The 13660-nt window shown below is 74.3% G+C and carries 13 protein-coding genes; 1 reads left to right on the forward strand and 12 read right to left on the reverse strand.

Annotated elements, in window-relative coordinates; all coding sequences use genetic code 11:
- Positions 1 to 126: 126 nt before the first annotated feature.
- The 9 genes from HNQ79_RS24720 to HNQ79_RS24760 form a co-directional block, all read right to left on the reverse strand.
- Positions 127 to 954, reverse strand: coding sequence for a VOC family protein (locus HNQ79_RS24720; protein ID WP_185034694.1), 828 nt, complete (start codon positions 952 to 954; stop codon positions 127 to 129).
- Between the two features lie 414 nt (positions 955 to 1368).
- Positions 1369 to 1539: a hypothetical protein gene (locus tag HNQ79_RS24725; RefSeq protein ID WP_185034695.1), complete on the reverse strand. Its 171-nt coding sequence runs from the start codon at positions 1537 to 1539 to the stop codon at positions 1369 to 1371.
- Positions 1540 to 1593: 54 nt separating this feature from the next.
- Positions 1594 to 1785 carry a hypothetical protein gene (locus tag HNQ79_RS24730; protein ID WP_185034696.1) on the reverse strand — a complete coding sequence of 64 codons (192 nt, stop codon included), beginning with the start codon at positions 1783 to 1785 and terminating at the stop codon, positions 1594 to 1596.
- 447 nt (positions 1786 to 2232) lie between these two features.
- Entirely contained in the window at positions 2233 to 2988 is a 756-nt protein-coding gene (locus HNQ79_RS24735) for a hemerythrin domain-containing protein (protein ID WP_185034697.1), read from the reverse strand.
- Positions 2989 to 3271: 283 nt separating this feature from the next.
- On the reverse strand, positions 3272 to 4225 hold the full coding sequence (locus tag HNQ79_RS24740; RefSeq protein ID WP_185034698.1) for a glycosyltransferase family 2 protein: 954 nt from the start codon (positions 4223 to 4225) through the stop codon (positions 3272 to 3274).
- A gap of 63 nt (positions 4226 to 4288) precedes the next feature.
- The gene (locus HNQ79_RS24745) at positions 4289 to 5164 is read right to left on the reverse strand and encodes a glycosyltransferase family 2 protein (protein ID WP_185034699.1); all 876 of its coding nucleotides are present in this window, start codon (positions 5162 to 5164) and stop codon (positions 4289 to 4291) included.
- The gene (locus HNQ79_RS24750; protein WP_185035010.1) at positions 5161 to 6114 is read right to left on the reverse strand and encodes a glycosyltransferase family 9 protein; all 954 of its coding nucleotides are present in this window, start codon (positions 6112 to 6114) and stop codon (positions 5161 to 5163) included. The genes HNQ79_RS24745 and HNQ79_RS24750 overlap by 4 nt, the downstream gene beginning before the upstream one ends.
- A gap of 103 nt (positions 6115 to 6217) precedes the next feature.
- Entirely contained in the window at positions 6218 to 7258 is a 1041-nt protein-coding gene (locus HNQ79_RS24755; RefSeq protein ID WP_185034700.1) for an NAD-dependent epimerase/dehydratase family protein, read from the reverse strand.
- A 211-nt stretch (positions 7259 to 7469) separates the two neighbouring features.
- Positions 7470 to 8216: an SDR family oxidoreductase gene (locus tag HNQ79_RS24760; RefSeq protein ID WP_185034701.1), complete on the reverse strand. Its 747-nt coding sequence runs from the start codon at positions 8214 to 8216 to the stop codon at positions 7470 to 7472.
- A gap of 676 nt (positions 8217 to 8892) precedes the next feature.
- Here HNQ79_RS24760 and HNQ79_RS24765 point away from each other — a divergent pair.
- Positions 8893 to 10203 (forward strand): MFS transporter, encoded by a 1311-nt coding sequence (locus HNQ79_RS24765; RefSeq protein ID WP_229923507.1) that lies wholly within the window; start codon positions 8893 to 8895, stop codon positions 10201 to 10203.
- 82 nt (positions 10204 to 10285) lie between these two features.
- Here the strand turns inward: HNQ79_RS24765 and HNQ79_RS24770 are convergent, their stop codons facing one another.
- Genes HNQ79_RS24770 through HNQ79_RS24780 form a run of 3 tightly spaced genes read right to left on the reverse strand, consistent with a single transcriptional unit; the run spans position 10286 to position 13487 of the window.
- On the reverse strand, positions 10286 to 11374 hold the full coding sequence (locus tag HNQ79_RS24770) for a glycosyltransferase family 9 protein (RefSeq protein WP_229923477.1): 1089 nt from the start codon (positions 11372 to 11374) through the stop codon (positions 10286 to 10288).
- A complete protein-coding gene (rfaE2, locus tag HNQ79_RS24775) occupies positions 11371 to 12816 on the reverse strand; it encodes a D-glycero-beta-D-manno-heptose 1-phosphate adenylyltransferase (protein WP_185034703.1) in 1446 nt (481 codons plus the stop codon). The genes HNQ79_RS24770 and rfaE2 overlap by 4 nt, the downstream gene beginning before the upstream one ends.
- Complete coding sequence (locus tag HNQ79_RS24780; RefSeq protein ID WP_185034704.1) at positions 12813 to 13487, reverse strand: D-sedoheptulose-7-phosphate isomerase; 675 nt, start codon at positions 13485 to 13487, stop codon at positions 12813 to 12815. The genes rfaE2 and HNQ79_RS24780 overlap by 4 nt, the downstream gene beginning before the upstream one ends.
- Between the last annotated feature and the right edge of the window lie 173 nt (positions 13488 to 13660).

Consider the following 13660-nt stretch of genomic DNA (forward strand, 5'->3'; position numbering starts at 1 on the left):
GCGTGCCGCAGGACGTCCCTGCTCGCTCCTCGTGGACCAGAGAGCTTCGCAGCTCCAATCGGCCCCCACACCTGTGCATGGACGACACGAAGTTGGCTACGCAGCGCTTTGACGGCAGGGCGCAAGTTACTGCAGCTGTGCGCTTCGAGGCTTCGAGCGTCCCGCAACGGTGAAGACGCTGCCTTGCGGGTCACGGAGGGTGGTGGCGCGGGTGTGCCGGTCCCCGTGGCGCACCAGGGATCCGCCATGGAGCAGCGCCTGGCGCACTGTGGCCTCCGGGTCGGTGACCGTGAAGCAGACCTCCCACTGCGGCCGGTCCGCCGGGTCGATGGCCGCGTCGTCGGCGCCCGATCCGAGGCGCGCGAGCACCCTCCCTTCCTGGCTGAGCACCACTTCGTCATGCTCATAGCCGACGTCACAGCAGCCGGGACGTTCGCAGGCCCAGTCCAGGACCTGGCCGTAGAAGATGGCCGCGTCGAAGGCGTCCGGTGACCTCAGGCGCAGCCTGACCGGGGCGTCGACACGCCAGGAGTGCCAGTTGGAGACCAGCTGGCCCTCCCAGATACCGAACACGGCGCCGCCCCGGTCCGCCGCGAGCGCGGCTCGGCCCGTCGGGAAGCGCAGTGGTCCTACGGCGACGGTGGCGCAACGCTCCCGGATCCGGGCAGCCGCCGCATCGGCGTCTTCGACCGCGAAGTAGGGCGTCCATGCGACGGGAACACCGAGCGCCGAAGCGAGAGCCCCGATGCCGGCCACGGGTCGGCCCTCGTGGAGTGCGATGCAGAAGCCCTCGCCGAGCCTCAGCGGGCGGAACGTCCAGCCGAAGACCGCGCCGTAAAAGGACTGCGCGTCCGCCAGGTCGTGCGTCAACAGGCTCGTCCAACAGGGGGCGCCGACGATCTCGCGGCTCGTCGTCGCGTCTGCGGCACGAGCCGCGGTGCTGTGTTCGGTCATCGCACTCGACATCCAATGAGCAAGGGGACGCGGCAGCGGATCCGCTGAGACAGCACGCTCTGTGCGCATTGCCGTGCGAAGCCCGCACAGATGGATCAATTGCCCGGCTTCATCCGCTCTTGCCATGCTATCTGCCAGGGTGGCCATCGGGACCGCGGGCGGTGCTCCGCCTCATGTGGGTGCTGCTGGCAGATGGGCGACGAAACGCACGAGGCCGCACAGGGTGGACAGGCGAGCGGCGACGGTGCCCGTGACGACTCGGGACACACCGACCGCGACGGTGCCGGGTACGGGCCACGCGTCCGTACCCGGCACCTGTGCCGCACCGGAGACCCCGCGAGCTGGCCGGAGGTCTACCAGCCCGCGCCGAAGGGCCACTGCTGGAGAGTCCGGACCGACACAGCGGGTGCTGCGTCAGGTGCCGTCCCGCACGTCGTCCGGGCTGAGTCCGGCTTCTTCCATCGCCTCGCGCAGGGTGCGTCCGGTGGCGCCCGCGTCCTGCTCCTCGGCGGCACCTTCGTTCTGTGCCGCCAGGGTGTCGTCGGTGGTCGTCGTCTTGGGTCGGTTCTCCTCGGGAACGGTCATGTCGTTCTCCTTGTGTACGTGTCCAGGTGCTGGTGTGCCTGCCTGCGTGCGGGATCAGACCGGGTGGTCGGGTTGCTGCTCCGGAGGCGTGCCTCCACCCTTTCCTCCGCCCTTCTTCCCGCGGTCCGTGCCGTGTGCGCGGCCTCCGCTCGCGGTGGGCTCGGCCGCCTTCCGCGCCTGGCTGTCCTGCGGGGTACCGGCGCCTTTGTCGCTGCGCCGCAACTCGGGTTGCTGAGGATTCGACATCGGGGCTGATCCTTCCTGGGATGTTGCCGGAACGCTTGTCCATGGGACGGGTAGCCGGGGCTTCTGCTTGCCAAACATGCACGTTGCGCCGCAGTGCAGGCGCCGAACGACAAGCGGGGGGATCCGGTGCGCGTCGCGGCCGTCCCTTCGGCCTTCGCGGCAGGGCGAGGGCGGCCTCCGGGATCGGCCCGGCGGGCCGCCTCCCGCGGGATGTGGACGGCACGCGCCGAGGTCTCCGGCACGCCGACGCGCTCGATCCCGTCCGCCATGGGTTCCGCTCTTCGTCGCCACCATTGTCCTCCCGCAGCGCGTCTGTCGCACACCGCCGCACGACCGGGCGTCGCGGGTGGGACGGGCACGACAGCGACCCACGCGTCCGCGCGCCAGTGTGCCGAGCCGCGGCCCAGGCTCCAGGAACGGGCTGCACCGAGGAACGGAACGGCCGCGCTAAAGGTCGTCGCACACGGCCTTGCGGACCTCGTCCTTTCCGTCGAACCGCTCCGCCGAAGTGTTGGCGAGCGCGGCGACGAGCGCCTCGGACGCGCCGTTGTCCCGGGCCAGCCGGATCAAGTCCTCCCTCCGGGCGGGAAAGTCGGCGCCCTTGAGCGCATGCCACAGTTCGGCCGGGCCGATACGGGCCGGGGTCCCGTTCCTGTGGCCGTGGAGGGCGTGCCGGACCATCTCCACAAGCCCCGCGCCCGGGGTCCGCGCAGTGTTCCCGGCCGGTGCGGCCGGGAAGCCCGCGCGCGGCCGGATCGGTACCGCCTCCCGGACGTCGCGGATCCGAGCGCCCATCTCGCCCAGCGTCGCCGTCGGACAGTGGTGGCGCAGCCCGGGGACGACATCGCCCTCGTGGTTGCGCACATGCGCGGAGAATTCGGCCTTCAGCACACCGACGAACCTCACGAACCGCGGATCCCCCTCCTCCAACCCTTCGAGGTCCTTCAGGAACTGTTCGATCCTCGCGTGCTCGGCCAGCGTTCTGTCAGCGAGCGCCTCGCCTCCCGGCACATGCTGCCGGACGGCGGGGCAGAGGTGCTCCTCCTCGGCCACGCAGTGGCGAATCAGCTCGATCGTCAGGCGGTCGGCGAGCGTACGGCCCTTCCCCGTCCCCGGCGGCGTGTTCTCCAGACGTACGAAAAGCTTTTCCACCTCGCGGTGGCCGGTGACCAGTTCGGTGATGCCGTCGACCTGCTCGCTCACGGTCGCCATTCCTTTCGAGGCTCGCACACGACACAGAGGCTGTGCCGTGTCCCGCCGCAGTCGCGCTGACCGCGGGCGCCAACCCCAGGTGCCCAGCGGACCGCACGCGTAACACCGGACGTGCGCGCCGCCGTCGACCCCGGTCCCGGACGTGCCGCGCGTTCTCCTCACCGGCGGGGAGAACGCCGTCACCCGTACTGCGGAGGGGTGCGGAACGAGCGGCCCGTCGGCCGTCCGGCCGCCGGGGGGATCGTCCGGCGCGGCGGCTGTGCCGACTGGGAGGTCAGCCGACGTAGCGGCGGGCCGTGGAGTGACGCCGCGCCTCCTCCAGGGCGACGAGGCGGGCCTCGATCGCGGCGGGAACAGGGGCTCGCTGGCGCAGCACCCAGGGCAGCCCCTGCACCGCCTGAGCGACGGCACGCAGGGACGGCGTGTCGTGCGGCACGGTGCGCAGCAGGTGACCGGTGCGGCGCAGGGCGGAGCGCCAGGGGCGGCGCAGCCAGGTGAACCAGAGGGTGTTGCGCAGGCCCAGGACACGGCGGTGGGTGCTGTCACGTGCCTTCGATGCCGCGTGATGGATGGTCAGTTCCGGCACGTAGCAGAGCCAGTGGCCCTGTGTCAGCAGATCGGTGGCGAGGAGCTCCTCCTCCCCGCCCAGCCACAGCCCAGGATGGAAGCCGCCCGCACCCCGGAAGGCATCGGCCCGGATCACCGTCGCGGCGGCGAGGAACGAGCCCAGGGCGGGGCCGGGCAGCCAGTCGGGCCCCGGGAGCGGGGAGTCGCGCAGCTCGGCGACCACGGGGTCCTCCTCCCCCGACGGCTCGACCACGATGCGGGCGGTCACGGCCGCGAGGGGCGGATGCGCGTCGAGGAGGTCCGCGGCGCGGCGCAGGGAGCCCGGTTCCCACCAGGTGTCGTCGTCGCAGAACGCCACGTAGGGCGTCCGGACGTGGCGGACGGCCAGATTGCGCCCGACGGCGCCCAAGTTCCGTCCTGGGCACAGAAGTTGTACTTCCGGGAAGAGGCGTGCGACCGCCTCGGCCGTGCCGTCGTGCGAGGCGTTGTCGGTGACCACGACGCGGGGCCGTTCGGGGAGTTCCCGCAGCGTGCGCAGGGTGCGCAGCAGCTCCTCGCGGCGGTCCTTGGTGATCACGACGACGGTGGTCCGGGGGTCGGGTCCGGGGCGGTGTTCGTCCTTCGCGAGCGCGGCGGGTGCCTGGTCGGCTTCTTTCGTCATCTGCGCTGGTCCTGTACGTCGGGCGGGCAACGGCGTTGTGGGGAGGAGGGCGGGCGGTGGTGGTCAGAAGGCGGTTTTGTCCAGCAGGCGGGCCGCGCTCTCGATCCCGGCGGGCAGCGGTTCCCTGGCGCGGAGGGCTGCGGGGAGGCGGACAAGGACGCCCTTGAGCGCCGTCGCGGCATCCCGTTCCCCGCGGGCGGCCGCCGCGGCGAGGTGCGCGGTGCCCCGCAGAGCCACGGTCACCGGTCGTCGCAGCCAGGCGGTGAGGAGGGCATTGCGCCGTTGCACCGCGGTGCGGCCGGGCCTGTCGGAGGCGTCGGGGTGGTGGTGGGCCGTAACGGAGGGCTCGTAGGTCACACCCCAGCCCCGTGCCGCCAGGTCGTAGGCGAGCAGAGTCTCCTCGCCGCCGAAGAACAGCACCCGGTGGTAGCCGCCCGCTTCCAGGAAGGCCGAGCGCCGGGTCACCGCCGCGCAGGCGAGGAAGCCCAGCACGGGACGGCCGGGGAGGTCGTGGGCCGGCGGCAGGGGCGATTCGGCGAGCACGACGTTCAGCGGGTCCTCGGAGGTCTCGGGGCCGACCAGGGTGCGGGCGGCCAGCAGCCCGAGCCGTGGATGGGCGTCGAACAGGTCGGCGGCGGCGTCCAGGGCGCCCGGGGCCCACCACGAGTCGTCGTCACTGAAGGCCACGTACGGCGTGGCGGCGTGCCGTACCGCGAGGTTGCGGCCCAGGGCTCCGGTGTTGCACCCGGCCTCGACGACGAGGGCGCCGACGCGGTGGGCGCGTACCGCGTCGGCCGTCGCATCGGTGGAACCGTTGTCCACCACGACGACGGGGGGCCGCTCCGGCAGGGCGGCCAGCCGGTCCAGGGTGCGCAGCACGCTCTCGCGGCGGTTCCGGGTGATCACTGCGACCGTGGTGCGCGGACGACGGACGCTCACCGGCTCTCCTTCATGAGTTTCTGCACCGCGCGCAGCACGTCGTCGGGCAGTGCCTCGTCCGGGGCGGAGCGGCCGGTGGCCGGCACGGGGGCCTCCTGGCCGCCGAGGAGGACGGCGGGTACGCCGTAGGGGCTGCGGCGTTCCGCGCTCCCGCCCGGGGAACCGACGGAGACCACCGGGGTCGCGCAGGCGGCGGCCAGGTGGGCGGGCCCGGGGTCGCCCGCGACGACGACGTCGGCCGCTCGCAGGACGCCCGACAGGGTCCGCAGATCCGTGCGGCCGCCGAGGTCGACCGCCGTGTCACCGCTGACCTTTCGCGTCAGGGCCGTCTCCCGGGGGCCGCCGGTGACGACCACCCGGTGGCCGGCGTCGGCGAGCAGGACGACCGCTTCGGCCGCCCGCCCGGCGTCCCAGGCGCGGGCGTGCGCCGCGGCGCCCGGGTGCAGCACGACGTAGGGCCCGTTGCCGGTGAGCGCGGTCGTGTCGGGGGCCGGGAGCACACGGAGCCGCCCGTCGTCGCCCGCCCCGGGCGGGAAACCCAGGGCCGCCGCGGTGTCGAGCGCCGCTTCGACGTCGTGCCGTCCGGGCACCCGCCGGTGGGGTACGTCGACGAGGCTGCCCGGGGGCTCGGTGAGGGGGGCCCCGATGCGGGGAACGTGCGCCATCCGCAGCAGAAGGGCGAGGGGCAGGGGGCTCTGCTCGGCGGGCGCCACGACGAGGGCGGCGTCGTACGCCGCGTCCCGCATCCGCCCCACGAGGCCCTCGACGTCCGCCTCCTGCACCGTCGGCGGGCGAGCGCTGCTCCAGGGTGCCTCCCAGACGAGGACCTCGTCGACGTGGGGCAGCAGAGCGGCGGCGGACGCGCCGCGCGGTGCGCACAGCATCGTCACGTGAGCGGCGCGTGCCGCCACCGCGCGGACGGCGGGGCCCGCCAGCAGGACGCCGCTCATGTCGTCCAGGCAGACGACGATCACCTTCCCCGCGCCACGGGTCTGCGGCCCTCCTCCGCCACACGCAGCCGCCGACGCCGTCAGGGACCTTTTCTGCACGCGGTCACCAGGTGCACGCATGGCGCACACCTCCCGCCGTGCCAGGCGTGGACCGGCCTCCCCTTCCCCGGCCGTACGGGGCGGCCCGGTCGAGGAAGTACGCGACGGTGCGCGCGAGCCCGTCCGCGAGGGAGACCCTGGGCGTCCACCCGAGGAGTTCGTGAGCGAAGCCGGTGGCGGGACGGGGTGGTTCGGGGCTCTCGTGGTCGTGCCCGGCGAAGTGCGGGCGGGCGTCGGAGCCGGTGAGGTCGAGCACCCGACGGGCGATCTCCTCCACGGTCGGACCCGGGTCGCCGCCGATGTCCACCGGGCGCACCGAGCGGCTGGCGGCCACCAGGAGCACGCCGTCGACCGTGTCGTCGACGTAGCACAGCGACGGCCTGCCACCGGCGTCACCGGGCACGGTCACCGGCCCGCCGCCCAGCGCCTGCCGGATCAGGCCGGGGATCAGCAGGCCGTCCCCGGACCCCATGCGCGGGCCGTACACCGGAAAGACCCGGGCGATGCCCGCGTCCGCCTTCGTGTCGCTCACGTAGGCGGTGGCCGACGCCTCCGCCGCGTGCCGGGCCCGCTCGTCCGCGCCGACCGCCCCGTCCGGTTGTCCGTCCCGGCCGGGCGGGACGCCGTGGAGGAGGCAGGTGGAGACGAGCAGGAACCGCGCGCCGTCCCGTTCGGCGAGGCCGAGGGCGTGGCGGGTGACGAGACTGTCCGCGCCGAGTGTCTCCGCGGGGCGGTCCAGGACCGCCGAGGCGGGGCACCCGAAGTGCACCACGAGGTCGTACGGTCCGGCGAGGACGTCGGTGCCGCCCGGCCTCGCGAGGTTCAGCCGCAGGGGCCGGAACCCGGGGCGGCCGGCCAGGTGCTGCACTTCGCGGACCGTGGCCGACGGCGTCTCGTCGACGCAGTCGACCGCCACGCCCGCGTCCAGCAGGCGTTCGCACAGGTGCGAGCCCAGGAATCCGGCGCCTGCGGTCACCAGGGCGCGCTGCCACGGAAGTGGCGGCTGTGGCGGCTGTGATGCCAAGGAGAACGTCGTCGGCGTCATGGCAGGATCTCTCCTTCCGCCGTGGAGGTGGGTGTGGGTCCGGGTGTGAGGGGCGGCCGCGGGCGTCGCCCTGCTGCGGCGCGACCGTGCGGGGCGCGGGGCCCGCGGGAGGTGCGATGCGCGGACGGCCTGCGACGCACGGCGGCTTCGGGCGGGCGGGGGCTTCGGGCAGGGGCCTCGGGCGCACGGCGACTTCGGGGCGCACGGGCCGTCACGGCCAGGACGGCTCCCGGCGCGGCACGACGACGAGTTCGCCCACGACGCTTCCGGCCGGGACGGACAGCGCGTACAGCACCGTGTCGGCCACGATGTCGGGGCTCTGCAGCAGGGTCACGTCGGCGTCCGGGAAGCGCTCCATGATGAACGGGGTCTCCATGCCCCCCGCGATGATCCCGGTGACGCCGATCCCCACGCAGTCGCGCTGGGCCTCCTTGAACAGCGTGTGCGTGAACGCGCGCAGGCCCGACTTTCCCGCCGCGTACGGTCCCGCCTCGGTCCAGGTGCGGTTCGCCGCGGTGGAGAGGATGTTCACGATGTGACCGCCCCCGCGGGCGATCATGCGACGGTAGGTTTCCAGGCACAGGTACATCGGCCCGAGCAGGTTGGTCTCGACGACCCGCCTCACCTCGTCGGCCGTCAGGTGCTCGATCGGCTTGGAGACGTCCACGGCGGCGTTGTTGACGAGGACATCGACCGGTTGGCCCGCTTCTTCCAGGCTTCGGAAGGCGGCGGCGACGCCTTCGGCGTCCCGCACGTCCATGGCCACGAAACGGGCGTCGAGCCCTTCGCCGGTGAGCTCGTCGCAGAGCTCCCGGGCCGGCTCCTCGCGGACGTCGGCGACCAGTACGCTCGCACCGGCCCCCGCCAGCTTCCTCGCGATCGAGGCTCCCAGCCCGCGGGCCGCTCCGGTCACCAGTGCGTGCTTTCCGTCGAGATCGAGCTGCGCTGCGCCGCCCATTCCTGTGCCTTCCGTCGCCGGTCGAGGAACGGTGCGCTGCGCAACCGTCCCGCTTCCCACTGTGACGGCGACAAGAGGGTCCGGCACCTCGGGACGGGCCGCGGCGAAGGGCACGCGAGCGTCATCCGGATCACTCCGGAAGGGTCCGGGGCCCGGCGCGGCCTGCGGGCATGGAGCGGTGTGAGCAAGCCCACCACACGCGCCGAGGCCTTGTGCGACAAGCGTCCGCGCCCTTACGGCAGTGGCTTGAGCAGAACCGTTCGCAGCTACGGCGATCGCGTCTGTCACCATGGTCGACGCCGTACTCCGCAGCGTCCACGCGTCTTCCTGCACGCCTTGACGACGATCCTCCCGCAGCACGGCACCCCTGACAGATCCGGCGGAGTGACGGCGCGGTGCAACCGGTGCCCCGAGCAGCTCCCGCCGCGCCCCTTGCCCGGTCCCCCGGGCTCGCCCCGAGTCTTCGAGTGCCTCTGTGTCTTCCGTGCCTTCCTTCCCTGCCACGCCTTCCTCCCCTGCCCCGACGGCGCCGTCCCACTCCTCCGCTCCGGACGACGTGGCCGAACTGCCCGTAGCCGCAGCGCCCCTCCCCGGACCGTCCCTCCCCGGGCCGCCCGCCGCCGGATCGTCGGCGGCCGGCTCGCAGTCACCGTGGCGGTCGTTGCGCTACCGCAGCATGCGCTGGTGGTCCGTTGCCAACTTCGTGTCCAACGCGGGCACCTGGATGCAGCTCACCGTGCAGAACCTGCTGGTCCTGCAGATCACGGGTTCGGCAACCGCCACGGGCCTCTCCATGTCGGTACAGGCGGCCCCGGCACTGCTGATGAGCCTTGTCGGCGGTGCCGCCGTCGACCGCTGGCCGCGCAAGCTCACCGCCTCCGTCAGCCAGGCCCTGCTCGGCGCCGTCGCCTTCACGACGACCGTCCTCGTGGCGACGGGCGGGCTCGATCTGACCGTCCTCATGGTGCTGGCGGCCGTCACCGGCATCATCGCCACGGTCGACGGACCCGCGTGCGCCCTGCTGGGCAACGATCTCGTGCCACCGCAGGACGTTCCGTCCGCCATCGGCGTCGGCTCGTTGGTGCACAGCGCGGGGCGCCTTGCCGGAGCGGCGCTCGGCGGTGTCACCGTCGGCTTCCTCGGCACGGCCGCCGCCTACGCCGCCAACGGCGTGTCGTTCCTCTTCGTCGCCGCGGTCATCCCCTTCCTCCGTCCCGCGTACGGAGCGCTGCGCCAGACCGCGCCGGGGCGCCCGACCGACCCCGCGCAGGCCACGCCCGCGCACGCCGTTCCCGTGCAAGCCGTTCCCGCGCCGAGCGGTCCCGCACCGGTCGGCGAGAACATGACCGTCCGGCAGGGGCTGGCGTACTTCATGAAGCGGCCCCGGCTCGTGGCCCTCGCCGGTATCACCGGTGTCAGCGCGGTTTTCGGGCGGAATTACCACCTCACGCTGGCGGTGCTCGTCACCGGACCGCTCGCGGGGGGCGCCGGGGCGTTCGGCACGGTGTCCACCGTCCTCGCCGTCGGAGGAATCATCGGTGCGGTCCTCGGAGCCCGGCTGCGGCGGCCGTCCGTGCGGCTGGTGGGCACCCTGGCCGCCGCGGGCGCCCTGTTGCAGGCGGTCGCGGGCTTCTCCCCCTCGCTCGCCGTGCTGCTGGTGCTCGTCCTGCCGATGGCCGTCGTGGAATCCGTTTCCGACACGGCGGGGACGACCGTCCTGCAGACCGATCCGCCGGCCCACCTGCGGGGCCGCGTGCTGGGCGTGTGGGGAAGCATCAGTACCGCCTGGGGCCTCGGCGGTCCGCCCGCGCTCGGCCTCCTCATGGAGCTGGCCGGAGCCCGCGGCGCCCTGGTGGGCGGTGGGCTGATCGTGGCCGGCTCCATCGGAGCGGGCTTCCTGCTGCGCAGGCGCGGGGCCGCCGTGCCCGTAGTCCTGCGCAAGGAGGCGCTGGTTCCGGTACAGCCGGTGCTGCAGACGGCCGCCTGAACACAGCGGTGCGGCGCCGGCCCCTTTCGCGCCGCACGGACATGGCTGGGCGGCAACGCCCCCGAACCCGGCCGCCCGCCGCCTACAGCCGCCCGCCAGGGAGGGGTGCCCCCGCCGGTGCCGGCCCCGGCGGGGGCCCGGACAGGGGCTGCGGGCGGGGAAGGCCCCCTACCGCTCTCACCGCCTCCAGGACCTCTTCCGTCGTAATGCGCAGCAACCGCTCGTCGGGCCGGCGCCCGTGGGCGTCGCCCGGCCGGATACGGCCGTCGCCGTCGGGGTGCCACAGCGCCCGGTGACGAGCGTCCGCCACCGGGCCCCACAGCCGGGGCGACACCGGGCCGAACAGCACGACCGAGGGGGTGCCGAGCGCCGTCGCCAGGTGGGCGAGCCCGGTGTCTCCGACGAGGACGCAGCGGGCGTGCGCCACGAGCGCCGACAGCACGTCGAACGGCACGTCCCGCGTACCTCCCAGTACGGCGTCCGCCGACAGCCCCGCCCGCGCCGCCACGTACCGCGCGAGCGTGTCCTCCCCGGCCCCGGCGGTCACCACCACCCGGTGGCCACGGGCGGTGAGTTCCCGTGCCACGGCGGCGAACCGCTCCGGGGGCCAGCGGCGGGCGCCGGCGTCGGCACCCGGATGGACGACCACCGCGCCGGGCGCCGGTGAGGCGACGTCGGGCGGCGGGATCCGCACGTCCGCGGGATCCGCCCGGACGCCGTACCAGGACAGCAGCCGGCACCACCGGTCCCGCTCGTGCTCGTCCTCCCGCCACGCGGGCCCCGCGATGCCGGGCGTCCCCGGATGCGCGTAGGCGAACAGCCGCCCGGGACGCAGCCGCTGGAGCAGCAGGTGGCTCGGTGGCCCGTTGCCGTGCAGGTCGACGGCGATGTCGGGGGCCGGCCCCGTCCAGGCGAGGGCGGCGGGCACCGCGCGGCCGGCGGCCGACGTGGGCAGCACGCGGTCGACCAGGCCGGTGGCCATGGCGGGCCCGGTCAGCCGCTCCGGAGCGGCCAGCACGATCTCGTGGTCCGGCAGTTGTCGCCGCAGGGCGCGCAGTGCCGGTACGACGGCCAGCAGGTCGCCCAGCCCCAGTGCCCGCAGTACCAGCGCCCGAAGGCGGTCCTGTGCCGGAGGGTCCGCCGGTGGGCGCCGGGTGCCTTGGTCGTTCACGTTCGTGGGGGCCTCTCGGCTCGGGGGGTGCTCGGCCGGGTCCGTGCGGCAGCCGCGGCGGCCCGGCGGGCCAGCTGGGTGGTGGAGCGGCCGTCGAGGTAGGGCAGGACGACGGCCTGGCCGCCCCATTCGCGCAGGGTCCGCGCCTCGGGCAGGTCCTGGACGCTGTAGTCGCCGCCCTTGACCCATACGTCCGGCCGCAGCCTGGTGAGCAGTTCCTGCGGGGTGTCCTGCGCGAAGACGGCCACGGCGTCGACGCTGCCCAGTGCCTCCAGGACCCGGATGCGGTCGGCTTCCCTGTTGAGCGGGCGTCCGGGGCCCTTGCGGCGGGTGAGCGACTCGTCGGAGTTGAGGCAGACGATCAGGCAGTCGCCGATGCGCCGGGCGCTCTCCAGCAGGCCGACGTGGCCGGCGTGCAGGAGGTCGAAGCAGCCGCCGGTGGCCACGACCGTGCCGCCGCGCGCCCGCACCTGTGCGGCGAGGGCGAACGCGTCCGTGGAGGACATGTCCCGGACGCCGCGGTGCGCGGGCGCCGTCCGCCACAGGTCACGGTTGCCGGCTCCGCCCGCGGACACGAAGGCGGCGGCCTCCGCGACGGCGCGCTGGAGGGCCTCTTCCGGGAGTGCTCCGTCGGCCAGCGCGGCGGCGGTGACGGCCGCGAAGCAGTCACCGGCGCCGCACGGGTCGCCGGTCGCGCGGTAGGGCGGCGGCACGAGCATCGGCGTACCCGGACCGGGGCTGGTCAGCAGAACCCCCCGCTCGCCCAGCGTCACGGCGACTCCCGCCGCCTGCCAGCGCTCCGCCAGTTCCGCGCCCCGCTGGGCGTACGCGCGCAGCGTTGCGCCTCCGTCCTGTGTCCCGCTCCCGTCGGGGCACAGGGCGCGGGTCTCGGCCGCGTTCGGCGTGACGAGCCGCGCGCCCGCCACGGGGGCGTCACCTCTGGGATGGGGGTCCCACACCAGCGGGACGCGGGGGGCGAGGGCAGCCAGCTCCTCCCGTACGGCGCTCGCGGTCCGTCGTCCGTAGTCCGCGACGAGAACGGCGTGCGCCCCTTTCAGCGCGTCCCGTACGGCGGCGCCGGGCTCGCCCGGTGTGCCGCCGCCCCGGTCGACACGGACCAGGGGGCGGCCCGAGGCCAGGACGCGCGTCTTCACCGGCAGGCTGCCGTTCAGCGGCAGCTCCACCAGCCGCACCCGGCTGCTGAGCGCGCGGCGTACGGCGTCGCTCGCGGGGTCGTCGCCCAGTGCGGTCACCAGGGTCACCTCGCGGCCGTCGCGTGCGGCCAGCGCGGCGGCGAGCCCCGCGCCTCCGGGGCGCCGCCGGTCGCCGGTGACGTCCACCACGGGGGCCGGGGCGTCGGGAGAGAGCCGGGTGGCGGTGCCTTCGACATCCTCGTCGAGCAGGACGTCACCGACGACGACGAGCGGCCTCGGCCCGCTCACAGGAGACTTCCGTTGGCGGAGATGGCGTCCGCGTCGACGGGGACCATGTCGTGGGGTGTGGTGCGGCGGCCCGCGGCGGCCCCGGGCGGTGCGGCGAGTACCGCGTCGAAGGCTTCGCACAACAGGTGGACGGCGACGAGGTGGGTCTCCTGCACGGTCGCCGTGGTGTCGCCCTCGACGCAGAGCGCTTCGTCGGCGGCTTCGCCCAGCGGGTTGGGGCCGGGGCCGGTGAGTGCCCAGACGCGCAGTCCGGCGGCCCGGCCCGCCATCGCGGCTGCGATCAGGTTGGCGCTGCGGCCGGACGTGGACAGCAGGAGCAGGATGTCGCCGGGCCTGCCGTGGGCGGAGACCTGACGGGCGAACACGTGGTCGAAGCCGTAGTCGTTGCCGATGGCGGTCATGCTGGAGGTTTCCGCGTGCAGGGAGATGGCCGAGTAGGCCGGTCGTTCCCGCTGGTAGCGGCCCACCAGTTCGGCGGTCAGGTGCTGTGCCTGGGCGGCGCTGCCGCCGTTGCCCGCCGCCAGCAGCCGGCTGCCGGCGGGCAGTGCGGCGGCGAGCCGGCCGCCCCAGTCCGCGATCCGGCCGAGGCCGTCCCGGCACAGCAGGCCGAGCGCTCGCTCCAGGGACCGGCAGTGCAGCTGCGCGGCGTCGAGTGCAGGGGATTCGCTCATACGGATCGGGCGTACCGCGCCTTGACGGGCGGCGGGCCCGCACCTCCTTCGGGTGTCGGTGCTTGACGATCGGTCGGCGGTCGGTTCGGTACGGGCATCCGCACCGGGCTGTCCGGTGCGTACCGCACCTGACGGACAGTGCTCACCTGCCGGACAGTTCGGTGGGTATTGCA

The sequence above is a fragment of the Streptomyces candidus genome (assembly GCF_014207445.1).
Classification (GTDB): Bacteria; Actinomycetota; Actinomycetes; order Streptomycetales; family Streptomycetaceae; genus Streptomyces; species Streptomyces candidus.

Coding starts and splice junctions, on each gene's coding strand:
- HNQ79_RS24720 (WP_185034694.1), bottom strand. CDS start 954: ATGACCGAACACAGCACCGCGGCTCGTGCCGCAGACGCGACGACGAGC.
- HNQ79_RS24725 (WP_185034695.1), bottom strand. CDS start 1,539: ATGACCGTTCCCGAGGAGAACCGACCCAAGACGACGACCACCGACGAC.
- HNQ79_RS24730 (WP_185034696.1), bottom strand. CDS start 1,785: ATGTCGAATCCTCAGCAACCCGAGTTGCGGCGCAGCGACAAAGGCGCC.
- HNQ79_RS24740 (WP_185034698.1), bottom strand. CDS start 4,225: ATGACGAAAGAAGCCGACCAGGCACCCGCCGCGCTCGCGAAGGACGAA.
- HNQ79_RS24750 (WP_185035010.1), bottom strand. CDS start 6,114: ATGAGCGGCGTCCTGCTGGCGGGCCCCGCCGTCCGCGCGGTGGCGGCA.
- HNQ79_RS24755 (WP_185034700.1), bottom strand. CDS start 7,258: ATGACGCCGACGACGTTCTCCTTGGCATCACAGCCGCCACAGCCGCCA.
- HNQ79_RS24760 (WP_185034701.1), bottom strand. CDS start 8,216: ATGGGCGGCGCAGCGCAGCTCGATCTCGACGGAAAGCACGCACTGGTG.
- HNQ79_RS24765 (WP_229923507.1), top strand. CDS start 8,893: ATGCGCTGGTGGTCCGTTGCCAACTTCGTGTCCAACGCGGGCACCTGG.
- HNQ79_RS24780 (WP_185034704.1), bottom strand. CDS start 13,487: ATGAGCGAATCCCCTGCACTCGACGCCGCGCAGCTGCACTGCCGGTCC.